The organism is Peribacillus muralis (genome assembly GCF_001645685.2).
Taxonomy (GTDB): Bacteria; Bacillota; Bacilli; order Bacillales; family DSM-1321; genus Peribacillus; species Peribacillus muralis_A.
In genome coordinates, this window is the sequence record NZ_CP017080.1 from 2,520,279 (window position 1) to 2,544,070 (window position 23,792).

The 23,792-nt window shown below is 40.2% G+C and carries 27 protein-coding genes and 2 pseudogenes; 4 read left to right on the forward strand and 25 right to left on the reverse strand.

The genetic code is table 11. The features are described from left to right. The first annotated feature begins 128 nt into the window (after positions 1 to 128). Both ABE28_RS12250 and ABE28_RS12260 read left to right on the forward strand, forming a co-directional pair. Positions 129 to 596: a nucleoside deaminase gene (locus ABE28_RS12250; protein WP_064464889.1), complete on the forward strand. Its 468-nt coding sequence runs from the start codon at positions 129 to 131 to the stop codon at positions 594 to 596. 393 nt (positions 597 to 989) lie between these two features. Next, positions 990 to 2,042, forward strand: a complete 1,053-nt coding sequence (locus ABE28_RS12260) for a lactonase family protein (protein ID WP_064465306.1) — start codon at positions 990 to 992, stop codon at positions 2,040 to 2,042. Between the two features lie 63 nt (positions 2,043 to 2,105). On the opposite strand, the gene ABE28_RS12265 is transcribed toward ABE28_RS12260, so the two are convergent. From ABE28_RS12265 to ABE28_RS12285, 5 genes are all read right to left on the reverse strand, one after another. Continuing rightward, a complete protein-coding gene (locus ABE28_RS12265; RefSeq protein ID WP_064464884.1) occupies positions 2,106 to 2,897 on the reverse strand; it encodes an endonuclease I family protein in 792 nt (263 codons plus the stop codon). 93 nt (positions 2,898 to 2,990) lie between these two features. Continuing rightward, positions 2,991 to 3,605 (reverse strand): NUDIX hydrolase, encoded by a 615-nt coding sequence (locus ABE28_RS12270; RefSeq protein ID WP_064464882.1) that lies wholly within the window; start codon positions 3,603 to 3,605, stop codon positions 2,991 to 2,993. Positions 3,606 to 3,879: 274 nt separating this feature from the next. Next, on the reverse strand, positions 3,880 to 5,220 hold the full coding sequence (locus tag ABE28_RS12275) for an aspartate aminotransferase family protein (protein WP_064464879.1): 1,341 nt from the start codon (positions 5,218 to 5,220) through the stop codon (positions 3,880 to 3,882). A gap of 70 nt (positions 5,221 to 5,290) precedes the next feature. After that, a complete protein-coding gene (locus ABE28_RS12280; protein ID WP_064464877.1) occupies positions 5,291 to 6,748 on the reverse strand; it encodes a CoA-acylating methylmalonate-semialdehyde dehydrogenase in 1,458 nt (485 codons plus the stop codon). A 171-nt stretch (positions 6,749 to 6,919) separates the two neighbouring features. Next, entirely contained in the window at positions 6,920 to 7,468 is a 549-nt protein-coding gene (locus tag ABE28_RS12285; protein ID WP_064465305.1) for a GNAT family N-acetyltransferase, read from the reverse strand. Between the two features lie 113 nt (positions 7,469 to 7,581). On the opposite strand from ABE28_RS12285, the gene ABE28_RS12290 reads away from it, so the two are divergent. Together ABE28_RS12290 and ABE28_RS12295 are read left to right on the forward strand one after the other, a co-directional pair. Then, positions 7,582 to 8,538 carry a D-2-hydroxyacid dehydrogenase gene (locus ABE28_RS12290; protein WP_064464875.1) on the forward strand — a complete coding sequence of 319 codons (957 nt, stop codon included), beginning with the start codon at positions 7,582 to 7,584 and terminating at the stop codon, positions 8,536 to 8,538. Positions 8,539 to 8,723: 185 nt separating this feature from the next. Next, on the forward strand, positions 8,724 to 8,924 hold the full coding sequence (locus tag ABE28_RS12295) for a cold-shock protein (RefSeq protein WP_029714163.1): 201 nt from the start codon (positions 8,724 to 8,726) through the stop codon (positions 8,922 to 8,924). Positions 8,925 to 9,152: 228 nt separating this feature from the next. Here the strand turns inward: ABE28_RS12295 and ABE28_RS12300 are convergent, their stop codons facing one another. The 20 genes and pseudogenes from ABE28_RS12300 to ABE28_RS26100 all read right to left on the reverse strand — a co-directional run. Beyond that, positions 9,153 to 10,007, reverse strand: coding sequence for a crotonase/enoyl-CoA hydratase family protein (locus ABE28_RS12300; protein WP_257390567.1), 855 nt, complete (start codon positions 10,005 to 10,007; stop codon positions 9,153 to 9,155). A 592-nt stretch (positions 10,008 to 10,599) separates the two neighbouring features. After that, positions 10,600 to 11,592 (reverse strand): ABC transporter ATP-binding protein, encoded by a 993-nt coding sequence (locus ABE28_RS12310; RefSeq protein ID WP_064464871.1) that lies wholly within the window; start codon positions 11,590 to 11,592, stop codon positions 10,600 to 10,602. A 13-nt stretch (positions 11,593 to 11,605) separates the two neighbouring features. Further along, complete coding sequence (locus tag ABE28_RS12315; protein WP_064464869.1) at positions 11,606 to 12,619, reverse strand: ABC transporter ATP-binding protein; 1,014 nt, start codon at positions 12,617 to 12,619, stop codon at positions 11,606 to 11,608. A 49-nt stretch (positions 12,620 to 12,668) separates the two neighbouring features. Then, positions 12,669 to 13,598 (reverse strand): ABC transporter permease, encoded by a 930-nt coding sequence (locus ABE28_RS12320; protein WP_061140251.1) that lies wholly within the window; start codon positions 13,596 to 13,598, stop codon positions 12,669 to 12,671. Further along, on the reverse strand, positions 13,598 to 14,527 hold the full coding sequence (locus tag ABE28_RS12325) for an ABC transporter permease (RefSeq protein WP_064464868.1): 930 nt from the start codon (positions 14,525 to 14,527) through the stop codon (positions 13,598 to 13,600). Before ABE28_RS12325 ends, ABE28_RS12320 begins: the two co-directional genes overlap by 1 nt. Before the next feature lie 132 nt (positions 14,528 to 14,659). Next, positions 14,660 to 16,294 carry a peptide ABC transporter substrate-binding protein gene (locus tag ABE28_RS12330; protein WP_257390568.1) on the reverse strand — a complete coding sequence of 545 codons (1,635 nt, stop codon included), beginning with the start codon at positions 16,292 to 16,294 and terminating at the stop codon, positions 14,660 to 14,662. Positions 16,295 to 17,079: 785 nt separating this feature from the next. Beyond that, a complete protein-coding gene (locus ABE28_RS24525) occupies positions 17,080 to 17,202 on the reverse strand; it encodes a DMT family transporter (protein WP_156775752.1) in 123 nt (40 codons plus the stop codon). A gap of 1,459 nt (positions 17,203 to 18,661) precedes the next feature. After that, on the reverse strand, positions 18,662 to 19,087 hold the full coding sequence (locus ABE28_RS12335; protein WP_064464866.1) for an Imm26 family immunity protein: 426 nt from the start codon (positions 19,085 to 19,087) through the stop codon (positions 18,662 to 18,664). 66 nt (positions 19,088 to 19,153) lie between these two features. Next, positions 19,154 to 19,453: an immunity 53 family protein gene (locus tag ABE28_RS12340; protein WP_064464864.1), complete on the reverse strand. Its 300-nt coding sequence runs from the start codon at positions 19,451 to 19,453 to the stop codon at positions 19,154 to 19,156. A 135-nt stretch (positions 19,454 to 19,588) separates the two neighbouring features. Then, positions 19,589 to 19,762 carry a hypothetical protein gene (locus ABE28_RS24530; RefSeq protein ID WP_156775753.1) on the reverse strand — a complete coding sequence of 58 codons (174 nt, stop codon included), beginning with the start codon at positions 19,760 to 19,762 and terminating at the stop codon, positions 19,589 to 19,591. A gap of 209 nt (positions 19,763 to 19,971) precedes the next feature. After that, entirely contained in the window at positions 19,972 to 20,244 is a 273-nt protein-coding gene (locus ABE28_RS24535) for a hypothetical protein (protein ID WP_083232065.1), read from the reverse strand. Further along, positions 20,241 to 20,441, reverse strand: coding sequence for an HNH endonuclease domain-containing protein (locus ABE28_RS12350; protein WP_064464862.1), 201 nt, complete (start codon positions 20,439 to 20,441; stop codon positions 20,241 to 20,243). Before ABE28_RS12350 ends, ABE28_RS24535 begins: the two co-directional genes overlap by 4 nt. An 84-nt stretch (positions 20,442 to 20,525) precedes the next feature. Beyond that, positions 20,526 to 20,975, reverse strand: a complete 450-nt coding sequence (locus tag ABE28_RS12355) for a hypothetical protein (RefSeq protein WP_064464860.1) — start codon at positions 20,973 to 20,975, stop codon at positions 20,526 to 20,528. Between the two features lie 36 nt (positions 20,976 to 21,011). Then, the gene (locus ABE28_RS12360; RefSeq protein ID WP_156775754.1) at positions 21,012 to 21,284 is read right to left on the reverse strand and encodes a hypothetical protein; all 273 of its coding nucleotides are present in this window, start codon (positions 21,282 to 21,284) and stop codon (positions 21,012 to 21,014) included. A 531-nt stretch (positions 21,285 to 21,815) separates the two neighbouring features. Further along, entirely contained in the window at positions 21,816 to 22,190 is a 375-nt protein-coding gene (locus tag ABE28_RS12365; RefSeq protein ID WP_064464856.1) for a DUF2750 domain-containing protein, read from the reverse strand. Further along, positions 22,187 to 22,309, reverse strand: a complete 123-nt coding sequence (locus tag ABE28_RS25740) for a hypothetical protein (protein WP_257390569.1) — start codon at positions 22,307 to 22,309, stop codon at positions 22,187 to 22,189. Before ABE28_RS25740 ends, ABE28_RS12365 begins: the two co-directional genes overlap by 4 nt. Positions 22,310 to 22,465: 156 nt before the next feature. Further along, positions 22,466 to 22,960: an Imm26 family immunity protein gene (locus tag ABE28_RS12370; RefSeq protein ID WP_156775755.1), complete on the reverse strand. Its 495-nt coding sequence runs from the start codon at positions 22,958 to 22,960 to the stop codon at positions 22,466 to 22,468. Further along, on the reverse strand, positions 22,944 to 23,099 hold the full coding sequence (locus ABE28_RS25745) for a hypothetical protein (protein WP_257390570.1): 156 nt from the start codon (positions 23,097 to 23,099) through the stop codon (positions 22,944 to 22,946). The genes ABE28_RS12370 and ABE28_RS25745 overlap by 17 nt, the downstream gene beginning before the upstream one ends. Before the next feature lie 132 nt (positions 23,100 to 23,231). Next, positions 23,232 to 23,414 (reverse strand): annotated as a pseudogene (locus tag ABE28_RS26095) (polymorphic toxin-type HINT domain-containing protein); the annotation flags it as partial. Between the two features lie 222 nt (positions 23,415 to 23,636). Continuing rightward, positions 23,637 to 23,783, reverse strand: a pseudogene (locus tag ABE28_RS26100) (hypothetical protein); the annotation flags it as partial. Positions 23,784 to 23,792: the final 9 nt, after the last annotated feature.

Consider the following 23,792-nt stretch of genomic DNA (forward strand, 5'->3'; position numbering starts at 1 on the left):
TCCCGTCATTTAATCTAACACAAAAAATATTCCTTAATAACACAAATATGGTATATTATATATTGTATTGACGTTATAAAATATAACATACAGCTCTTGGTTTATTAATTGATGAAGGGGTGTTAAAAATGGATGTAAGATTCATGGAGATGGCGGTTCGAATGGCAAATGAAAATGTATTGGCGAAGAATGGAGGACCTTTTGGCGCCATTATCGTAAAAGATGGCACGGTCATCGGAAGAGGCTGTAATAGTGTGACGACAGCCAACGACCCGACAGCTCACGCCGAAGTACAGGCAATCCGCGATGCTTGCAGGCGCCTCCATTCTTTTCAGCTAACCGATTGTGACATATACTCAAGCTGCGAGCCTTGTCTCATGTGCATCGGTGCCATATATTGGGCACGTCCAAAAGCGGTTTATTTTGCGAGCACCAAGGAAGATGCTGCACATATTGGTTTTGATGATCTCTTTATTTACCAAGAAATCTCCATCCCAGCCGAAAACCGCACCCTTAAAATGGAACGATTGTCTTATAGCGGCCATGATTTACCGTTCCGGGCTTGGGAAACCACTAATGATAAAGTGAACTATTGAAGGGGAGTATGAGGAATCATAAAACTACACAACATTCACCTCGCTTCAGGCTTCCTGCAGAAGCAAAAGGATTTTGGATGAATATTTGTTTGCATCAGGGGACGTGAAGAGATTAATACAATGGAATCAGCCGGAAAATCGTCATCCTCTCTTTTAACGATAGTCATTTGCATATCGAATCCTTGCAAAGTCAGTGCTCTTTTTACTTTTCCCCGCTCTAACCTCATTCCCATAGAAGCATATTGCCACATTGTTAAGCTGGGATGTGTCCCCCCCTTAATCAGGGGTTTTTTTTCGTACAATAAAACATTACCTGATCGCTGCAAAGGAATTCGAGATGCATCTATGGTAAAATATAAGAAAAACGACAACACTCTTGGAGGGATTCATATGGTGAAACATGATCAGCAGATTATCGGTTATATCGGAACGTATACAAAAGGTGACAGCAAAGGTATCTACCGCTTTACCTTAAATACAGTAGAAGGAAAACTCAGCACACCGGTCCTTGCAGCCGAATTAACCGATCCGACTTATGTTACGATCAGCGAAGACAAAAAGCATCTATATGCCATCTTAAAAAAAGCGGGGAGCGGAGGGGTCTCTGCATATTCCATAAATGAAGAATCAGGGGAATTGACATTCCTGGGCGAACAGCTGACACCCAACGGTTCTTCCTGTCATGTTAGTGTTGACAGCAAGAAAGACGTTTTGATCACCTCCAATTATGGAGACGGTCTGATCGAAACATATCGGCTCCGCTCCGATGCGACTCCCCTGCCTGTATCATCCACCATTCGTCATGAAGGCCGCGGACCGAATGAAGAGCGCCAGGAAAAAGCTCATACTCACTTTGCTGGTTTCAGCCCGGATGAACGCTTCTTTGCTGTAGTCGATCTCGGAATCGATAAAGTGATAACGTATAAAATACATAACGGAGTACCGGAAGAAGTAAGCAGCCTATCAGTCGCTCCAGGAAGTGGACCAAGGCACTTGACGTTCCACCCAAATGGGAAGTTTGCCTATGTGATGGCGGAGCTTGTACCCGAAGTCATCGTTTTAAGCTTCGATGATCAAACCGGTCGTTTTTCTGAATTACAAACAATTCGAAGCACCCCCGACGATTTTAAAGAAAACAACCAAGGAAGCGCAATTCATATTTCTGATGACGGACGGTTTGTATATGCTGCAAACCGCGGACATGATAGTATTGCCGTTTATGAAACCGATCAAAAAACGGGACAGCTATCCTTTGTCCAACTTGTTTCTACAGAGGGACATTGGCCACGCGATTTTTCATTGGATCCTAGCGGAAGATTTTTGATTGCTTCCAATGAACAATCTGGAAACCTGACCTTATATTCCAGGAATGAAAATACAGGAACACTAACACTTTTGCAAAAGGATATTGTAGTTCCCTTCCCTGTTTGCGTTAAATTCCTTTAATACATTAAAATAAAAAGGATGGAAGCTGCATTGCCTGCTTCCATCCTTTTTATTACCTGGCCTTCACAGCCATTTCTCCGCCATTTCCGGGAAATCTATCAACGGGTTTCGATTACCCTGAATTTCCTGAATAGCTTGGTTTCTATGTTTTTCATACGTAGTGACCGGAAATAGCCGATGCCATTCCAGCAGAAGAGCCAAGTTCACATTGCTGCTATTGATGATTCCCTCATATCTAATTGAAAAATACATCGTTGCCCTTGCTACAATCCCCTTGCCGTATTCAGGTTCGAACTTACCTTCTTCCGATTTGCCGCACCCCGCTTTAATGCCTGCAGCTCCCACTTCAGGTACATAATCCTCAAAATCATGGTAGGGGAAGTTGCCTCGGCTGCTGTTACAGCCTGGTTCACAGGCAAACAGATGGTGCAAGTCCCCTCTCATCGGCTCTTTTTTATTGAACCACGATTGAGGTACGACATGTTCACAATTGACGAGCATGTTCTCAAGTTTTGCGGATTTGCTAGACAACACTTCCAGTATACGGATGTCGTCTTCGATGGCTTTAATGGGATCCATGCCTTTTCCGGAATACAGACTCTTCAACTTTCCATTTTCCTGTAAATCCACCCAAGGGTAAACATGACGATGCGGTGAGTAGTTCAGCTGGTTTTTATGGGTAACTGCAAGTAGATTTTTCAGCCCATCCCTGCTTAAGGAATCATCTTGATAGTACGCTTTCTTCAGTTCCTGATCTTTGTTTTCGTCGTAGTATTCGCGATTCTCACTGAATTCCACAAGAGTAGCCATGGCCAATTCACGTTCCTGTTCTAGTACTTCAAAACTATTCTTCATCCACTCATCCCTCCCAATTCTATTAAAAGCCATCTTTTCCGTAAATTAAGTTTAATTGATTTAACTGGATAAAAAAAGGTCCTTTAGAAGGGTCTACCGCAGGATATCAATGAAATGGGTAAGGATTTTCGCTGTCATTCCCCAGATGACGCGGTCCCCATATAAGTAAAAATATTCTTCCATCTGTTTTGGCTGCCATTTATAATTTTCCCCGCCTACGATCAAATCGTGGGGGAAGTTTTCATGCGGTTCAATTTTATATTGCACATGATATATTTCAGGAGGTTTTTCCATAAAAAACGAAAGCGGTACGGTGAAAACGGTTTCAACCTCAGCTAGATTAGGCGTAATCTTCTGAAGGTTACTGACAAGGCCTGCAAACGGATACACAATCATCCCAAATGGAGATACCAAATAATCAATTGGATACACGTGAGAGATATCATCCTTCCCCAATCCAAGCTCCTCATTCGTTTCCCTCAGCGCTGCCGCCTGCTCATCTCGATCCAATTTGTCTATTTTTCCGCCAGGAAAACAAATATCCCCGGGCTGCCGCCTTAATTTGTGCGAGCGCTCTTCAAAAAGAACGTGCATTCCATCTTCTTTTTCTATTAACGGCACTAAGACCGCATACTTTGAAAAATTCCCGCTCCCTAAAATTTCAGGGGTATGTACTATCAGTTTTTTTGTTATATCTTCACTTTTCATCTCCCACACCTCTATTTATGGATAATATCGATCTTTATCCTTCCATTTTCAAACATCCGTGAAAACTAATCAAGGAAAAAGATTCCGATTCTCGGTATCATTTGCAATCAAGTTATTTCGTACCAAGAAAATCTTGAAGTGCTGGAAGGCTTTTCAGGTCGGGCGAAAAATCAGCTTTGGCTCATGGTTCCGATTCATTATGGGCAATGCAAAAGCACCGTTACATGTTGAACGGTGCCTTTACAGAGCTATTGGAATCGAGTGTACACCTATTTTAAAGTTCTGCTAAAGTACTCTTTACTGTGGCCGTGATGAAAGAAAAATCTTCTTCTGTAATACTAAGTGGCGGTGCAAGTGTAAGGATATTATTGAAGCCAGCAACCGTATCTCCATTTTTGCCGATGATCAGTCCCTTTTCCTTACAGGACGCTATCACTTTATTGATTTTTGAGAGCTCAATCGGTTGTTTTGTCTGTTTATCTTCGACTAGCTCAATACCTACCAATAATCCCTTCCCACGAACATCTCCAACATTTGGGTGTGATTTGATTTCTTCAAACTCTTGCAGAAAGCGGAGCCCTAACTCTTTTGATCGTTCTATCAGTTTCTCATCTTCATATATTTCCAAATTCTTCAGGGCAAGCGCACAGGAAGCTGGATTGCCGCCAAAGGTATTCACATGACGCAATCGATCATAATCATCCGAACCGACGTACGCTTCATAAATTTCCCGTTTTACAGCTGTGGCCGATAAAGGCAGGTAAGCACTGGTAATCCCTTTTGCCATTGTAACGATATCCGGTTTTACATCATAGTTCATGAATCCGAATTTCCTTCCAGTTCGGCCAAACCCGCAAATGACCTCATCGGAAATAAGCAGTACACCATTTTTCTCGCAAATTTCCTCGACCCGCTTCATATATCCATCAGGCGGCATCAAAATTCCGCCACCGGTGATGATCGGCTCCATGATGACCGCAGCTACTGTCTCCTTTAACTCCCATGTAATCGTACGTTCGATTTCCGCCGCACTTTTTTCGCCGCTTTCGTCCTCTGGATCTCGGTAGGAATCAGGTGGCGACACATGAAGGAATCCAGGAGCAAGCGGTTCATACTTATACTTACGTTGTGCCTGTCCTGTTGCAGCCAGTGCCCCCATTGAATTGCCGTGATACCCACGGTAGCGGGAGATGAATTTATAACGTCCATGATCACCTTTTTGCAGATGGTACTGCCGAGCGATTTTAAAAGCGATTTCATTCGCTTCCGAACCACTGTTAGAAAAGAAAATGACATAATCCCCGCCAAGCCAATCATTCAATTTCGCCGCAAGCTTAATGGCTGGGATGTGACTGTTCGTTAAAGGGGCATACGGAAGTTCCTTCAGCTGCTCGTATGCTGCTTCAGCCAGTTCCGTACGTCCATAACCAACGTTGACACACCATAAACCGGACATCCCATCCAAATACCGGTTCCCATCCAAATCCGTGATCCATGCCCCTTTCCCCTTTTCTATCACCATTGTCCCTGGGTTCGGTTCAGCTCCTTTCATATGGTGCCATACATATTTCCCATCCATAGTCCTGATATCCTGACCTTGTTTTTCAACCTGCATAACACACTCTCCTCCTAAATGATGAATAAAGGAGGGTCGAGCACACATGGTGTCGACCCCAATATTCGTATCAGTATCTTGCCGTCAACATTTTCTTTCTCGTGTAAAATTCCACTCCGTCCTTTCCATTGGCATGGAGGTCTCCGTAAAATGAATTTTTATAGCCGGAGAACGGAAAGAATGCCATCGGGGCTGGTACCCCAAGGTTCACACCTAGCATTCCTGCATCAATTTCTTCGCGGAATTCCCGTATTGCCTTTGCGCTATCCGTATAGATGCAAGCTCCATTGGCAAATTCGGATTGATTGGTCAAGTCGATCGCTTCTTCAAGGGAATTGACCCGTACAATGGATAAGACAGGGGCAAAGATTTCATCCTGCCATATCTTCATGTCCGTTTTTACATGGTCAAATAAAGTCGGGCCAACGTAATAGCCATTTTCCTGATCACCTTCATTCCTGCCATCACGAAGGAGAGTCGCACCTTCTTTTACCCCGAGGTCAATATATTGCTCCGTTTTCTTTTTATGCGAATCACGGATAACCGGTCCAAGAAATACGTCTTTATCCATTCCGTTTCCAATTTTAATATCATTCGCCGCAGCCTTTAATCTATCGACGAGCACATCTCCCACTTCACCTACTGCAACGACCACCGAAGCAGCCATACAACGCTCGCCAGCTGATCCGAAAGCAGCATTGATGATGTTCGTCACGGCATTATCCAGATTGGCATCCGGCATGACGATCGAATGATTTTTCGCTCCCGATAAAGCCTGGACACGTTTTTTATTGGCAGCTGCCGTTTTGTAAACATATTCAGCGACAGGCTGGGACCCAACGAATGAAACCGCTTTAATATCATCATGCTCAAGTATTCCATTCACGACTTCGTGGGCACCGTGGACAATATTGACAACTCCGTCAGGTAGGCCTGCTTCCGTCAATAATTCAACTAGACGGTTCGCCAAGAGAGGCGTCCGTTCTGATGGTTTTAAGATGAACGTATTTCCACATGCTATTGCAAGCGGGAACATCCAGCATGGCACCATCATCGGGAAATTAAACGGTGTGATTCCCGCAACGACCCCGATCGGGTAGCGATACATGCCAGATTCAATTCCAGGGGATATATCAGGCAGCTGGCTTCCCATCATCAAGGTCGGCGCACCCGCAGCGAATTCTACGCATTCAATGCCGCGTTGTACCTCCCCGTATGCTTCCGTGTAGCTTTTTCCATTTTCAATCGTGACGAGTTTGGCAAGCTCATCCCAATGTTCGATCAATAATTGCTGGTAACGGAATAAGAAACGCGCCCTTTTTGGAACAGCAACTCGCTTCCAATCCTTATACGCCTCATTTGCAGCTTTCACTGCTTGATCGACATCTTCCTTAGTGGAAAGCGGGACGATTGCCAAAGCTTCCCCTGTCGCTGGATTAGGCACTTCTTCATGCTTCGATGTGGAGGATGCCACCCACTTGCCACCGATGTAATTCTTTAACGTTTCCACTTCTTTCATAACTTCCATTAATTAACCCTCCCATTCAATACGATTTGATAGTTTAATTATATTTTTCAATCGGCCCTATTACATTAGACGTTTTGTATAGTTTTCGCCTTCATTAATTGCACAAAGTGTTCGTTTTGTCACAATTCGAGACTTTCACTCATTTCGCATCCAGCTGTCTTTCTTGCTTGGTCATTTAATAATGGCATAAAGCTTAAGGTTCACATGCTCCCCTTTCACCAGCATCCCTTTTCTTACGATTCCTTCAAATGACATGCCCGCTTTTTGCATGACTCGCTCCGAACCCAGATTTTCAACATAGCAGCGCGCTTGAATCCGTACAAGATTCATATTTTCAAAACCAAAGGCCACAAACTTTCTAACGGCCTCAGTCATCAAGCCCCTCCCCCAATATTCCGGTGCCAGCACATACCCCATTTCTGCAAGATGATGATTCACAAGCCAGGAAACAAAGTCGATGGTACCAATTAACTTACCACTTTCCTTGTGCTCGATTCCCCACGGTGCAATTTTCTTGTCCTCATAGTTTTGCAGGACAAGCTGGATGAAATCCTTTGTATCACTCAAGGAACGGTGTGCCTCCCAAGTGACAAAACGGGAAACCGCCGGATTCGATGTATAAGCGAACATGTCTTCGGCGTCTTCCATGTTGATCTTTCGCATAATTAGACGTTTTGTTTCAATGGCAGGCAAATCTCCGTATATATCCTTCACGTTCATGTCCACACCCACTTTCATTAATTTGTATCGATAAAACCATCCTAGCACGTTTCCCAATTGATATATAAACAAAACTTACGTATAATTCAGAAAAATGGCAAAGGAGAATGTACATGTCCAAAAGAAAACTCATTATCAGTCATAATTTGAATGAACCTTTAGTGGAAAAAGTTAAAGAATTGGTTCCCGATTGGCAGGTGATCATAGGAAGGTCAACAGATATATGGAAGGATCATTTAACGGATGCCGAAGTGATCGCAGGCTGGAAATCTTCCATGTCCACAAACATAAAAGCAAGCGATGTGAAGTGGATTCAGACGTGGAGTGCCGGAGTGAACAGCCTGCCCTTGAAGAGCTTGGAACAAAATAACGTCCAAATAACGACAGCAAACGGTGTACATGCCTATCCTATATCTGAAACCATTTTCGGGTTGATGCTTGCCTTAACAAGAAAACTAGATACATATATGAAGCAACAGCTAGAAAAGTCTTGGCAACCCGCCAAAATGCATTTGGAGATCCATGAAAAGACGATCGGAATCATTGGTGTCGGTAAAATCGGCAAGGAAACCGCCAAAATCGCCAAGGCTTTTGGCATGACAGTATTGGGGTTGCGCCGCTCCGGGAAATCCGAGCAATTCGTCGACGAGATGTTCACTCAGGAACAATTGGCTGATTTACTTCCTAGATGTGATTATATCGTCGTGACTTTGCCTTTGACGGCAGAGACAGAGAATATGTTCGGCAAAAACGAATTCCAGCTTATGAAGTCTTCCGCTTTCTTCATTAATATCGGTAGAGGAAAACTCGTTAACCAACCGGAATTGGTCCAAGCACTTTTGGAGAAGCAAATTGCTGGAGCAGGCCTTGACGTATTTGAAACTGAACCGCTTCCAGAAACCAATCCTTTGTGGGATATGAATAATGTCATTATTACGCCCCACACATCGGGAGATACGGAATTGTACGACCAAAGGCTGGTCCAAGATATTTTCATTCCTAATTTAATGGAATATCTCAACGGCAAAACACCTTCAACCAACTTACTGGATTACAAAAAAGGCTATTAATAATCTCTGTGTGTTTGGACACCATAAATAATCTAGCTTTGTTCGCTTGCAGATTCCGACATTATCTGTTATATTTAAGAAGAATTATTTTTGTTCGGGAAGATCGATTAGTGAAATACTTTTCGTCTAATGATTGAGCAAGGGTAGTAACACAATGTGTGAATTCACACTAGGAGGCAACAACAATGGAACAAGGTAAAGTAAAATGGTTTAACGCAGAAAAAGGATTTGGCTTCATCGAACGCGAAAACGGAGACGATGTATTCGTACATTTCTCAGCTATCCAAAGCGAAGGATTCAAATCATTAGACGAAGGTCAAGAAGTTACTTTTGAAGTTGAGCAAGGTCAACGTGGGCCTCAAGCTACTAACGTTCAAAAAGCGTAATTTTTTAATACAATATATAACGGACTCTACTTGTAGAGTCTGTTTTTTTTATTAATTTTTCCATTTTTCCATCATAAAAAAATCCCTATTCACTTGGAATAGGGAAACATGAAACAAGTTTAGTAAATGGTAAACACAGTATACCACACTAAGATAGGAAACCCTAATTTATCCGAAAAGTAAAAATTATCACGCACTTCATCCCCATTCCTTTCACGCGTGAATCATTCATTTCTTTTCCGCTTCATGCGTTCGATCCGAGCTCCACGGATAAAATGGTGGCATATCGGAGCTGCTTTTCATTTTGAAATCAGCTTTCCTTTTCTCCAAGAATGCTTCAATCCCTTCCTGAGCATCCGGTTGTTTTCCTGTCCAATGGAGCATCTTCGATTCTATTTTATGTGATTCGACAGGATGGTTGGCCCCAAGCATCGTCCACATCAGCTGCCTGGATAAAGTCACGGAAACCGAAGACGTATTATGGGCAATGTCGGTCGCTATTTCCATTGCCGCAGCCATCAATTCATCCGGTCCGACAATTTTGTTCACCAACCTGCCCTCATACGCTTCGTTGGCCGAAATCATCCTGCCAGTATAAATCCATTCAGAGGCTTTCCCCATCCCGACAAGTCTAGGTAAGAACCATCCGCTGCAAGCCTCCATCGTAATCCCCCTACGTGCAAACACAAAGCCCATTTTGGCTTCCGTTGAAGCAATCCTGATATCCATCGGCAGGGTCATGGTAATCCCAATCCCGACCGCCGACCCATTAATGGCAGCAATGATCGGTTTCTTCAGCTCAAAAATCCGTAATGACAGCACTCCGCCAGCATCGCGGTATTCAACTAAAGGAGTGTGATCCATAAAGGTTTCTGCCCCCTTCTCCAGATCCATTCCAGCACAATAAGCCTCACCGGAACCCGTTACAATAACCGCGCGTACATCATCATTTGCGTCCGCTTCATCAAAAGCGAGAATCATTTCAGCGCACATCTTTTCATTGAAAGCATTCATTCTTTCAGGACGATTTAGCGTAACGATCATGACATGATCGATGATTTCACTGGTTATCGTAGAATACACTATCATTTCCTCCTTTTCTCACACCGAAGCATTCAACACATATTTCTTTATTTTTACATATAATTACATTTTATATGTTTTATATGTATATTCCCAGTTATTTGTTTTAATAAACAGATAATTCCTCCCTAACAACTCTTTTTGTCATGCCTTCTACATGCCGTCTGTGCTTGTTGATTACAACCGTTTCACATATAACGTAATTTTCCCGAAAGCTCCACCACCTTATCGATTCCTATATTTATCGAAGCGATTTTAACAAAATCAGTTCTCGAAATCGAAAGCAAATACCTTCCGTCTTCTTCCACTTCATCCGGTTCGTCCTCAGGGAAACGTCCTGGTTTTTCATCGCTTGGACAAACCGCTTCAGCATTTTCATATTTTTAAAATTCAGACCAGCTGCAACCTTCCAAGGTACCTCCAATTCATCACCAGATTTCATCATTTTTCAAGAAAGGAACTCTTGCACTTGAAAAATCACATAATTTTCAGATTAATATTTTCGTATTCTGCGAATATACCTAAATTATACCACACGATATTATTTGTCCTCAAAAAAAGACCAGCTGCAAAGGGCAACTGGTTTTTAGGTTTACCAATATAAATGACAAGCGACGAAATGTCCTGGTTTTTGTTCTTTCCATTCAGGGACGGCACTGGAGCAAATCTCCATCGCTTTAGGGCAACGAGTCCGGAATACACAGCCGCTTGGCGGATTGATCGGACTTGGAACATCGCCTTTAAGGACGATTCTTTCACGTTTAATCGTCGGGTCAGGAATCGGCACTGCCGAAAGCAAGGCTTGCGTGTATGGGTGCAGCGGATCCTTCGTTAACGATTCACTATCCGAAAGTTCCATCATGCGTCCAAGATACATGACCAAGATGCGATCTGAAATATACTTGACCATCGATAAATCATGCGCGATGAATAAATAAGTCAAGCCCATTTCTTTTTGCAATTCTTTCAATAAATTGACGACTTGAGCTTGAATCGAAACGTCAAGTGCTGAAATCGGTTCATCACAAACGATGAATTTAGGATTTAAAGCCAACGCTCTTGCAATCCCGATCCGCTGCCGTTGTCCGCCGCTGAATTCATGCGGGAAACGAGTGATGTGTTCCGGACTTAGACCGACCAGCTTTAACAGATCTTCCACACGTTTTCTTCTTTCTTTTCCTTTGGATATCCCATGGATGGCAAGCGGCTCGCCAATCAATTCCTCGACCTTCATCCTCGGATTCAGCGAAGCGTACGGATCCTGGAAAATCATTTGGATTTCACGGCGGATATGTGACATTTCCCCCTGTTTATAATCGAAAATATTTTTCCCCTGAAAAAGGACTTCTCCTTCTGTAGGCTCATATAGGCGGGTTATCGTCCGGCCAGCCGTTGATTTCCCGCAGCCGCTTTCCCCAACAAGTCCGACCGTTTCCCCAGGATAAATCTTGAGATCCAAGCCATCGACCGCTTTCAGCGTCTGAGAACCGACGGGAAAATATTTTTTCAGGTTCTTAATTTCAACGAGAGGAGAATCTGCGTTGATTGTTTTTTCTTCTACCGCCTTATTTTTTAGTGAAACCATTGGTTCTCCTCCTTCATACATTAGTCTGTGCTTGCAGCTGTGTTGCTTTTGCCATTGGATGGTGTAGCCAGCAAGCGGCTGTCTGCCCCTCTTCCACTACCTCTAGTTCCGGATCGTGGTCTTTGCATACCTTCATTGCAGATTCACACCTTGGATAAAATGGGCAGCCTTTAGGCGGATCCAATAAATCCGGCGGCGATCCGATGATAGGCACTAACGGAGCCGTTTTTTCCATATCAAGCCTTGGCACAGTCTTGAGCAGCCCTCTTGTATATGGATGCTGCGGCTTGGAAAATATCGCTTCAACTGTACCGGTTTCCACAACCTTACCAGCATACATGACGACCACCCGTTCGCAAGTTTCCGCAACCACTCCCAGATCATGCGTGATCAGAATGATGGATGTTTCCATTCTCCGTTGGATATCTTTCATCAGCTCCAGGATTTGCGCCTGTATCGTTACATCCAAAGCCGTCGTGGGCTCATCGGCAATCAATAGTTTCGGTTCACATGCTAGCGCCATTGCAATCATCGCCCTCTGGCGCATACCTCCTGAAAACTCATGCGGATATTGCTGCATCCTTTTTTCCGGCTGCGGAATCCCTACCAGCTTCAATGTTTCCAAAGCTCGTTCATACGCATCCTTTCGGGAGATATTGCTATTATGCTTCAATATACCTTCCATGATTTGGCTGCCGATTTTTGTCGTAGGATTAAGGGAAGTCATTGGATCCTGGAAAATCATGCTAATATCATTTCCGCGAATCTTCTGCATTTCCTTTTCACTTATTTTCGTAAGATCTTTGCCGCTAAAATTAATTGACCCTTTTCCATACTCTGCTGGAGGTGTTTCCAATAATCTCATGATAGATTTTGCAGTGACACTTTTGCCGCATCCTGACTCTCCAACAATGGCGACGGCTTCCCCTTTTTTCACTTCAAAGTTCACGCCGCGAACAGCCTGCACTTTTCCTGCATACGTATGGAAGGTGATGTGTAAATCGTTTACTTCTAATAGGTTCTCCATCATCGTCCCTCCTATTCTAGTCATATCAAATCTTTATGTTAGGACTCATTTATTTTCGTAGTTTTGGATCAAGAGCATCCTGCAGACCGTCACCAGCTACATTGAACGCGAACATCGTCAAGGAAATCAAAATAGCCGGGATGAGAAGCTGATAGAAATTCCCCACCAGGATGCTTCCCAGTGCATCACTTGTCAATGTTCCCCAGCTTGCCTGCGGCGCCGGCACTCCCAGCCCCAAAAAGCTTAAAGTCGCTTCGGCAAAAATCGCTGTTGGTACCGTCAATGTCAAATTGACAAGAATCGGTCCCATCGTATTGGGAATCATATGTTTTCTTAACGTCCAGCTCGTATTGGCTCCAGATATGGTTGCTGCATGAATGTATTCATTCTCTTTCAACTGTAATACTTGTCCCCTTACCAGTCTTGCCATAGGGATCCATCCTGTTATCGACATCGCGATGATGATCGGCAATATGCCTGGCTTTAATACAACCATCATCAAGATGACCATCAAAAGGTATGGAATCGCATAGATCACTTCTGCAAAACGCATCATCATGTTATCTGTGCGTCCGCCACGGATGGCTGAAATCCCGCCATAAAGCACACCAATCAAAAAGTCTATCAGCGCTGCCATCAATCCGATGAACAAGGAAATCCTTGCGCCATACCAAGCTCGCGTGAATAAATCCCTACCTGAGGAATCCGTTCCAAACCAATGCTCACTATTTGGGCTTAAATTCTTTTTCTCAAAGTCTTGTCCATAATACGTGTAACCGTTAATATATGGACCAAAAATCGCCAGCAGGACCAAGAGGATAATCAGGACGAAACCAGTCATTGCCAGCTTATTTTCCTTAAAACGACGCCAGACGTCAGACCAGTATGAAACTGTCGGTCTCGCAATTTTCTCGGCTTCCTTAAAGTTTCCTTCAGCGGGTTGGAACATATCCTCTGTAAAATGCACTTTATCTGCCATTATTTTTTCTCCCCCGTCACTTTAATTCTTGGATCGATCAACGTATAGGCAACATCAACGATGAATATCAAAATGATTAGCACTGCACTATACACAATGGTTGAACCAAGAATGACCGGGTAGTCTCGGTTGGAAATCCCCTTTACAAACATATCACCCATGCCAGGGATACCAAAAATACGTTCAATGATGAAGCTCCCTGTTACGATATTAGCCGTTAGGATACCAAGGATCGTGATGATCGGCAATAACGCATTCCGTATCGCATGTTTGATGATGACTCCGCTTCGTTTCAATCCTTTTGCTTTTGCTGTCAGAATGTAGTCCTGCCCCATTACCTCAAGCATGCTTGTCCGCATCAATCTGGCAATGAAAGCAAGTGGCATCATGGACAGGGCAATGGATGGTAGTATGGTATGCTGCCATGTTGCCCAAGTGGCAACAGGGAATATATGCCATTTGATTGCAAAATAATTGATCAAAATGGTCGCTAAAATAAAGTTGGGTACCGAAATCCCTACGATGGCAATGACCATAGAAAAATAGTCCGGCCATTTATTTCTTTTAAGGGAGGCCACTACCCCCAAGATGAGCCCAAAGAATATGGCAATCACCAATGCTTGTGCGCCCAAATGCAAGGACACTGGGAACCCCTTCAAGATGTAATCATTCACTGAAATGGATGAGGATTTAAGTGAAGGACCGAAATCGAATTGAACGACTTCCAATAAATAATTCCCATATTGGGTTAGCAAAGGCTTGTCCAATCCATAGTGGGTTTGAAGATTTTCATAAACAGCCGGAGGCATTGCTCCTTCTTTGGCAAATGGATTTCCCGGAATCGTATGCATTATGATGAACGTTAATGTAATAACCGCCCATAAAGTAATAATCGCCCATTTAAAACGATTTAATGTATATCTCAACATGGTAATCACCCCAATCATCGATTTTCTAAGGAGTTGAAAACGGAAATGAATTCATGAAATATTCAAATTCGTAATTGAAAATGGGGTATGTCCTTAATCGGACATACCTCCCATCTCACTTTAATCCTTCTCTTATTTTTTATCCGCGTAAACAAAGTTCGGATAAGCGTTAATCGGTGCATAAACACCAGTAACATTAGATTTAACCATATATGGTTTTGTGTAGAAGTAAACCGGAAGGATCGGCATTTCATCAATCATGACTTTCTCTGCTTTATGCAAAGCATCCATGCGTTCTTTTGGTTCCATTGTAGATTTTGCCTCATTTAATAACTTATCGTATTCTTTGTTTGACCAACCTGCATCATTATAGGCGCCGTCCGTTTCCCAAAGCATGAAAGTCATTGGGTCAACATAGTCACCAACCCATCCTGCACGGGAAATTTCAAAGTCACCAGCTTTTTCACGGTCAAGCTTAACTTGGAATTCTGCATTTTCAAGGGTAACTTCGACACCCAGGTTATCACGCCACATTCCTTGAACCGCTTCAGCAATTTTCTTGTGTGAATCTAAAGTATTGTACAAGATTGAGAAGTCAGGTAATTTTTTCATACCTTCTTCAGCTAGTCCTTCTTTTAACAATTTCTTAGCTTCGGTAACATCTTCCTTAAACAAGTCACCTGTATTCTCCTGGAAATCTCCAGATGCATCAGGAATACCCGGAGGGACTACGCCGAATGCAGGCTTTTGTCCGCCTTGAGCAACGTTATCCGTGATTTTTTGACGCTCGATTGCCATCGATAATGCTTTCCTTACTTTAGCATTATTGAAAGGTTTCACTTTTGTATTGAAATTGTAGTAGTATACAGCAAGTTCTTTGCCCATTTTGAATTCTTTGTCATCAGAATTGACCATTTGACCTTGAATATCTACAGGAAGTGGATAAGCGAGGTCCAATTCGCCGCTCTGATACATTTGCCATGCCGTATTTTCATCTTCAATTAGAGCGAAGTTGACCGCATCCAATTTGATTTTGTCTTTATCGTAGTAGTTTTCATTCTTCTCAATTTTCAGACTTTCTTTATGTTTCCACTCCGTTAACTTGAATGGACCATTCGATACGTGTGTTTTTGCATCCAATGCCCATTTAGGGTTTTCTTCCTGTACCTTTTTATCGATTGGATAGAAAGTATAGAAGGAAGTCAAATCAAGGAAATAAGGTGTCGGTTTTTCCAAAGTAACCTCAAGAGTCAAGTCGTCTGTCGCTTTAACGCCTACATCCTCTTCCTTGCCTTTTTTGCTGTTGTAAGCTTCCCCGCCTTTAAGGTAGTAAAGCTGGTATGCATAGTCAGCAGCTGTTTCCGGTTTCAAAGCATACTTCCAAGCATATTCGAAATCATGCGCTGTAAGCGGATCGCCATTAGACCATTTCAAGCCTTCTTTCAATTTAAAAGTCCATTTTAATCCATCTTCACTGATTTTCCATGATTCTGCATTTCCTGGAACGATTTTACCTTCTTCTGTTTTCTTTGTCAGACCTTCAAACGTATGTTCAAGGATCCATGATTCATGAGTTCCTTGTGCGTTTGCCGGATGTAGCGAACCAGGTTCACTCGAGTTGTTCACGTTTAGCACTTTTTCTTTGGATGAGTCACCCGACCCGCCCTCATTTTCTTTCGAAGTTTCCTTCGAACCGCCATTGCATGCCGCTAGAATAAGCATGATGGCCATTAGTAGAGCAAGCACTGAAAATTTAGACTTTTTCAAAAAATATTCCCCCTCATCTTTACTCTTTCTTTGGATATTCCCGTATTAAGAGATTATCCGACTACCACCTATTAATTGTTGGTACAGTACTTTCAAAATGTCAGCGAGGGCAGTTAAAACCATTAAGCAGAAATTCACCCATTAAAGCTAGCGAACCGTTTGCATAAATCTACGTTTCTTCCAGAAAAAATCCAGAACGGTAGTTTACCAGTAAAAAACCACCCACTTTCTAACCTCGCTAAAAGTACTATGCCTCGAATTAAAGATGTTGAATTTTAAGTATATTACGAATAAATTAAAAAATCAATAAACCAATGAGTACTTTTTCATAAGATAATAATTTTTCGCTGAATAATTCGATCTAGTTCAAGGAAAAATCATGAGGATTCGCTTGTTAAATCAGGAAGAAAATACTCCTCTCCGGCATTTTTGGCATTGAAATATCAGTATTCATATATGTTCACTTCCTGATGATGCATTTAATCATTCTAAATATTCGGATAATTAATCAAACACTTTTGAACAGCAAAAATCTCTCGAAAATTATTTTCATCCCGATGATATATTTTAGTACAATAACGTGTTAATCAATAAAAATCTCTTTTTTAATATCATTCCTTCACCCGATTAGGAAAATCGCTTTGGAAGAATAGGGCTTTTATCCCCCACTTGTTTGTTCCAGGGAGATGCACTCACTTATTTATGGTTGATTAAAAATAGCGATATGAAAAGTACGACTATCCCTGCCACCTTTTTCAAACCCTCATGAATGCGCGCACCTCCCATTAAACCAAAATGTCAATGATTGTCCCGATTAGTATTTGTCCTACGATAACCCCGACCAATACAGGCGTAATTCCAATCCGAGGAATGACCAAAACCATCACAACGACATAGTATGCCCCCAACACTACACCATCAATTTCCACTTAGGAGCCGATGCGACAGCTGTTATATGAACAGTTCCTGCAAACAATACAAGAAGCAATAAAACAATCTTCCTGATTCAAAAAACCACCATTGATCTGTCCTTGAATTGCAATCGTAATGCCGCCAAGGACCGCGCAACGGAAGTGAAATTTCCCCATGCATTACCGCTTTTTAACTTCCTACTGGACTGATGATGAATGATGTGTATCATTACTGATGGCTCGTTTATGCTGCCGTGTATGGAAATCCGAAAAAAAAAAGAAATGAAAGCTAAAACCTTTCATTTCCAATCATTACGAATGTCAGCTTATCTGATTCAATAATATATTCCGCAGCTTCATATCCAATCCGTATACCTCGATATACGGAAAATCAAGGCGGATTTTGCTATATTCCTTCTGATTCTTCTGTTCAGGTAAATAGGTAATATCCCAATTAATGATCTTGTCTTTTTTCAGCCGCTAACAGACGCGAATTGGAAGACCTTTTTACTTCATCAATAATCAATGCACGATGCATAGTTTTTGAGCATTTTTCAAGGACATTTGGAAATAAGGTAAATGACTAGAGCCCATTACAACAAACACGCATCCATCATGGTATTCCTTTCAAACCCTTAAGCTTCAGCCAATAACCCGCATACACACGGAACATTTACGTGAAAAAAATCACAACCCTTCAGCCTTTAGCATAACAATGTTTCAAACCAACTTCATACGCAATCACCCTACAAGTGCCGTCACCATTCATTTCTCTTGGATTCCAATTTCCCGAAAAGATTTTATCCTTTCCAAAAAGACCTGCCCTTATGTTCCTAAGGCAGGTGGACAAAGGTTACATATGACAAGTTTTTCTTTTAGCTTTCTGTTTATGATCTTTCATTTATCGTTAGCGCTAAAATATCCGCTTAATAAAACTTATTCCAGCTCCATAATTTTTCACTATATAATTATTCAGTTTTTCATATCCCCATACAGTTAAGACTAGGTTATTAATGCACATGATTTGATTGTAACCTTCTCTAATTCCTTCTAGGTCCATTTATGTAAAAGGCTACATCCGAATTTGGATTTTTGATTAGTTTCTTCTATATTATTAAAAGATTTCCCGAAAATGACACTTTGTCTATACTCAATTTAATAGTCAAAACCTGTATTGCACTTCACATATGTAACTTTAAAATAGAGAATATTTTGTTCCCATACAGTTCCGTTTTACCAAGCTTTTTATTTTTCCTTAAAAGGTGATATGACACCCCGTTAACTGATTTTTGCTTCATGATCCACCTTTTAAAGATGTCTAATAAATCCAAAAACCACTCCAATTGTTCAAAATAATGGGGATGTCAGGAAAATAGCTTTCCGTTGTAATCAGCATTTCCCCAGCTCTCCTCTAAACATACACTATTTAATTTATTCTAAATAATGGTTCCCGATATTAATCCCAATTCCACTTGTCATCGCCCATGATTCTATCAATAATATGTTCTTCCTCCCATACTGCAGCTTCTTCTAAATCTCTACATTTTTTTTCAGTAGATGGTGAAATTTCTCCTTTGTAATAGATAGAATAGGTCCCAGCCATGGTGTCATAAACACTCATTTCGGGTGGCCATGCTTCCTCTTCAGATGGAAATTCTCGATAATCAACAAGTAGCCATTTTCTAGATTTTAGTACATCTTGATATACTCCTACAATAAAATCAAATTCTTCTTTTTTTGGAAGTTCTTCCATTGTGTTACCTATCTCTTTATATATGCCAATACAGGCATCCTTATAGACTTTTCCAAATGCATACTTTTTGTCTGGTAGAGGAATAGCATACACATTTCCAACTTTTACGCGCTTCTTTTTTATTTTCATTTTATCTAAACTCCCTTTTTCACGCCCTATTAATCTTTTAAAAACAATAGGGCATCTTTACATTTATCAAAAACCCTCAACTAATTTCACCCAATTTCTGAATACTTCTAATATAACCGTCAAATTATTAACACTACCATACCCGAAAAATTTATTATCTCTTACTTTACAAAAAATCCAATCTTCATCAGATTTTTCGAGTTTAAAATCCTTAAAAAACTTCTCTTCACATACTGTCCCTTCAAGATCAATTTCAATTAACCAACCAGGATTGTCTAAGGTCAATACTTTAATACCGTTATGATGTTCCCACTCTCCATCACAATTTTGCACAAACCAGTTTTCAAGCCATTTTAGTGTATTCATATAATTACCTTCTCTGTTTTGGTTTCTCTTTTGGTCGAGCAGATCTAACACGGTACTCGTTTCTTTTCCATTAAACATATGAACATGCGGAGTGGCAATTGCTTTATTTCTTTTCTTAACAAAATATATGAAAAATCAATACCATCTGATACCTATTTCTTGAAAGGATTCTTTGCTTTCCAAAACACCTTCTTGATCATTATTATCAAGGATTGCTCTGTCTTCTTTTGTTAAAGTAATTAATTTATTTGGATTTTTAATTTTTATATCAAATAGTTTATTCATCAAATTGATTTGTTGTGGTTTCATATCGTAATTTTCTATCCACATCTCTTTAGCTTTTTCTGTTGATAGGAGTTGGTACTCTATTAATGAACCGCCATTAATAAAAAATTCCTCGGTTGAATGATAGGAGAATGCTGCATGTTGGCCCCAAAAAATGGTTGTAACTTCCGGGCTAGTTACTCGTTCTCTTTCTTCTAGTAAGTATTGTAAAGTTTCTTCTTCTGCTAATTTTTTTATGGCCTTTGGAGCTTTTCTAAGGAGTAGATTAGGTTTTGTGATGCTGCTATGATTACTATTAAATCCACTATAAAGAAGTTATCTTTAAATGAAATAGTTCCCCTTGTCCCTTGTCCATCTTGCACATTATAATTGTTATCATCCCACGAATGCTCATAAAAAAAATCTGGATATTCCGTCACCATTATCGCATGAGCAATGGAAGCTAATATACAACCATTCCATAAGTTTTGATAATTACAATGATACCCTTTTAATATTTCCGTCAATACTTATTCCTCCTTTTCTTCGACTCTATTTTATCAGATTTATCCCTATTTTCTTTTCTTGTTAAGACTTGTGCATTTTTAAAACTATTAGTGCCTCCTTTCTTTTTAGGGAAAACATGATCAATTTGATATTCATTTGAATTAGGTTTAACTCCTTTTTTACTTTTTTTAGCTTTGTAACATAACTGACCTGACATATCTGAACTTACTACTCCCCCATTTCTTTTTTTATTTTCATTAAAGTTGTCTGCCCCATTTTTCCATACTATTAATAAAGTTCATTAATTAATATCCATTATAAAAATATTTCCCTCACTTTTAAATATGGATGCCTTGAACAATCCTTCAATTATACTTGTTGAGGCAGTATGTACAGTAACGATGTTATTTTCTTCTTCCAGTTCATCCACATAGTCAATTAATATAATACTTACATTACTGATAGATTCATCCTTAACTATTCTATTAAGTTCTAGACTGAACGATTGGATTTCTTTAGGTACTTTATTTAAGGTTTTCCATTCATCAAACTCGCCTAAAAATTCTTGATCATACATTCTAAATACGTTTTCTTTGAAATAATGATTTATATACAAATATTTATCTTTATCCTCTGTTTTAAGGAGACTTACTTGTATATGTTCATTTTCTTCCAAAAATGATGCTGTGCTAAATGTTTCATCCGCATTAAATGAGATAAATTGAATACAATCATAAATAACAAAAGACATATAGCTCACTCCTTCATTTACGATATTTCTTATTTTTCAAGTGCTGATACAGCTGTTTAACATCCTTTTTACCAGGCTTGGTAACACCACCATTTTTTGTTTTTCTTCCTTGTCCACCATAGATTTCTCCATTTTTTGCAGCGTTTGTGGTAGGTTGATGTAAATGTGGAGAAAGGCCACCATGAGAGTCTGCTCCAAACCGTTTAAATTGACCATTAGCATTTTTTTTACTAGTATTAAAATTTTTTGATTTAGTATATAATCTTTACTCTTTGTTTTTAGGAACATTCGCTGTAACATAACCATCAAACGTTCTTTCTCCAGCTTTAGGTGTATATCCTCTTCCAGCTAATCCTTTGTCACTAGAAACGTTTTTGGGTTTCCCTTTATTTTTTCTTTCTTTTTTAATGGGGCTGCTTTAAAATTCTTTACCTTCTTCGCTTTCTTTCCGTACTTGATTGCACTGATCGCGCCTTTGGAGCCCATTTGGCTTGACCGGCACCTAGGACGAAGTTGCTTGCGACCGATACGGTGGCTCCGGCTTTTTGATACTATCTTGGTACATGGCCGCCATCGGGGTCGATGTTGTTGACTGGATCGGAATCTGTATATAGATAACTATTTAGGGAAGTTGTGGCTTCTTCCTAAAACTATCTTTGTATAAAGTTTGTGTTCTTAAGCACGAAGGTTTTTCCGCTCGCTTCTTTCATATACTGCATCGACATTGACGCCTTATCGTTAACCTATTGCTGCTTCTGCCTTCACAGTTCTAAACTGTAACCAAGCTTTGCACACAAAAGGAAACCTTGATAGGTTGTTTCCAATCAAGGTTTTTTAAAATTAATATTTCTTTAACTCTTCTTCTAAATCTAAAATTAATAGATCAATTTCTAATACTGCAGAATCTGCATTGTTCCAAAATATTGAAGGTCTAATACCATCTTCCTTCAATCCTGGTAACCAACCCTGAATAAATTCATCAAGTTCTATTGGTTCAGCTTGATAATTCTCCCAATCACCCAATGCACATAAATTTGCAAATTCTTTTTTCGGCCAAAAGGGCATTAAATAATTTCCAACATCATCTTTTGAGATTGCCCACCCACCATTGAACAATCCCCATACCTCCTCAAAGTCAGCTACTTTCTTTATAAAGTACTCATATCTTTTTGGAGCAGGTAGTTTTTTAACTAATTCAACCTCTTTGTTATTCAATTAAGATCACTTCCGTTATTATTTCTCTTCTCGTTGCAGTCATGCTCATCTTGACAATTTCTTGCATGAAGACACATTTCTTCGTAAAATTGATCATTTTCAGATGCTGCATCTTTCATTTCCACTATCCTCTTTTTAAATCAATATCTTACTGAAACCAATTACGTTTTAAAATAGAGGAAACGTCAGGAAAATAGCTTTCCGTTTTAGAGTACTTCCCTGCCGCTTCTCCAATCGTAAAATATTTGATTTATTTTATTTAAGGGTCTTCGATATTAATCCCAATTCCACTTGTCATCGCCCATGATTCTATCAATAATATGTTCTTCCTCCCATACTGCAGCTTGTTCTAAATCTCTACATTTTTCTTCAGTAGATGGTGAAATTTCTCCTTTGTAATAGATAGAATAGGTCCCAGCAATAATGTCGTACACACTCATTTCTGGTGGCCATGCTTCCTCTTCAGAAGGAAATTCTCGATAATCAACAAGTGCCCATTTTCCTGATTTCAGTATATCTTGATACACTCCGACAATAAAATCAAATTCTTCTTTTTTTGGAAGTTCTTCCATTGTGTTACCTATTTCTTTATATATGCCAATACAGGCATCCTTATAGACTTTTCCAAATGCATACTTTTTGTCTGGTAGAGGAATAGCATAAACATTACCAATTTTCACGCGTTTCTTTTTAACTTTCAATTTATCTAAACTCCCTTTTTGCAGCTTTAATATATTTTTTCCGCTTTTTATTTTAATCAGATATTCCATTAATTTTATTTCCTGATGTTCCACCTTTTGATTGAGCGCCACCATATTTTTCAATAAGTAATTGTTCTCGTCCACGTATTGCATCTTTATTCTTAGATGATTTATCAAATCTAGCTTTTCCAAACCCGGCTTTATTCATGTGATGGTTTCTATCTCTGTTTGCTATATTTTGAAACGGGGTTCCTGTTCCACTTGTTCTACCAGTAGTATAGACCTTCCCTGTTTTTTTATTTTTCTTAGTGTAGGTTTGATATGTTATTTTACAACTATTATGCGTCCAAATCCCCAAAGTAGAGACATAATAAGAGTGATAATCCTTCACCTTGAAGTTGTAGACGGTTTCTTGCTTTTGGACGATTTGGATGGTGTCAATTCGGATGGTGTTGCCTTCATTCGTCTCGACCAGATCTCCCGCTACAAGGTTTTTGGCTTCTACCCAGCCTTCGCCAACGATCCAAAAGGGGTGTTCGTCGGTCGTTTCTAAACATTGGAAATATCTTTAGTAGTTTACAATACTTATAGAAAAACCTTGATAACCATTTGAGTCTTCAAGGTTTTTCTGAATTTTTGATTTTTATTTCGTATAAAGACAGATGCACGGCTCCAGGGACTTTGATAAAAGATAAAAAGTAGTTACGTCAAACCAAAATAGTAAACTTATTTTTAAGATATCCGTTCACTCTTCAGATTTAAATAGTTCTATAATATCGAGTTCCAGCTTGGTTGAATCGAAATCTTTTTTTACCTTTTGCCCCAGGGCTCTTATGGATTCAATGATATTTTCCAAAAGTAATTCTTTTTTCTTTTGAAGATCACCATTTAAAAAACATCG

Coding starts and splice junctions, on each gene's coding strand:
- ABE28_RS12250 (WP_064464889.1), top strand. CDS start 129: ATGGATGTAAGATTCATGGAGATGGCGGTTCGAATGGCAAATGAAAAT.
- ABE28_RS12265 (WP_064464884.1), bottom strand. CDS start 2,897: ATGAAGAATAGTTTTGAAGTACTAGAACAGGAACGTGAATTGGCCATG.
- ABE28_RS12270 (WP_064464882.1), bottom strand. CDS start 3,605: ATGAAAAGTGAAGATATAACAAAAAAACTGATAGTACATACCCCTGAA.
- ABE28_RS12275 (WP_064464879.1), bottom strand. CDS start 5,220: ATGCAGGTTGAAAAACAAGGTCAGGATATCAGGACTATGGATGGGAAA.
- ABE28_RS12280 (WP_064464877.1), bottom strand. CDS start 6,748: ATGGAAGTTATGAAAGAAGTGGAAACGTTAAAGAATTACATCGGTGGC.
- ABE28_RS12285 (WP_064465305.1), bottom strand. CDS start 7,468: ATGAACGTGAAGGATATATACGGAGATTTGCCTGCCATTGAAACAAAA.
- ABE28_RS12290 (WP_064464875.1), top strand. CDS start 7,582: ATGTCCAAAAGAAAACTCATTATCAGTCATAATTTGAATGAACCTTTA.
- ABE28_RS12295 (WP_029714163.1), top strand. CDS start 8,724: ATGGAACAAGGTAAAGTAAAATGGTTTAACGCAGAAAAAGGATTTGGC.
- ABE28_RS12310 (WP_064464871.1), bottom strand. CDS start 11,592: ATGGTTTCACTAAAAAATAAGGCGGTAGAAGAAAAAACAATCAACGCA.
- ABE28_RS12315 (WP_064464869.1), bottom strand. CDS start 12,619: ATGGAGAACCTATTAGAAGTAAACGATTTACACATCACCTTCCATACG.
- ABE28_RS12320 (WP_061140251.1), bottom strand. CDS start 13,598: ATGGCAGATAAAGTGCATTTTACAGAGGATATGTTCCAACCCGCTGAA.
- ABE28_RS12325 (WP_064464868.1), bottom strand. CDS start 14,527: ATGTTGAGATATACATTAAATCGTTTTAAATGGGCGATTATTACTTTA.
- ABE28_RS12335 (WP_064464866.1), bottom strand. CDS start 19,087: ATGAAAATAAAAAAGAAGCGCGTAAAAGTTGGAAATGTGTATGCTATT.
- ABE28_RS12340 (WP_064464864.1), bottom strand. CDS start 19,453: ATGAATACACTAAAATGGCTTGAAAACTGGTTTGTGCAAAATTGTGAT.
- ABE28_RS24530 (WP_156775753.1), bottom strand. CDS start 19,762: ATGAAACCACAACAAATCAATTTGATGAATAAACTATTTGATATAAAA.
- ABE28_RS12350 (WP_064464862.1), bottom strand. CDS start 20,441: ATGTCAGGTCAGTTATGTTACAAAGCTAAAAAAAGTAAAAAAGGAGTT.
- ABE28_RS12355 (WP_064464860.1), bottom strand. CDS start 20,975: ATGTCTTTTGTTATTTATGATTGTATTCAATTTATCTCATTTAATGCG.
- ABE28_RS25740 (WP_257390569.1), bottom strand. CDS start 22,309: ATGAAAGATGCAGCATCTGAAAATGATCAATTTTACGAAGAAATGTGT.
- ABE28_RS12370 (WP_156775755.1), bottom strand. CDS start 22,960: ATGGAATATCTGATTAAAATAAAAAGCGGAAAAAATATATTAAAGCTG.
- ABE28_RS25745 (WP_257390570.1), bottom strand. CDS start 23,099: ATGAATAAAGCCGGGTTTGGAAAAGCTAGATTTGATAAATCATCTAAG.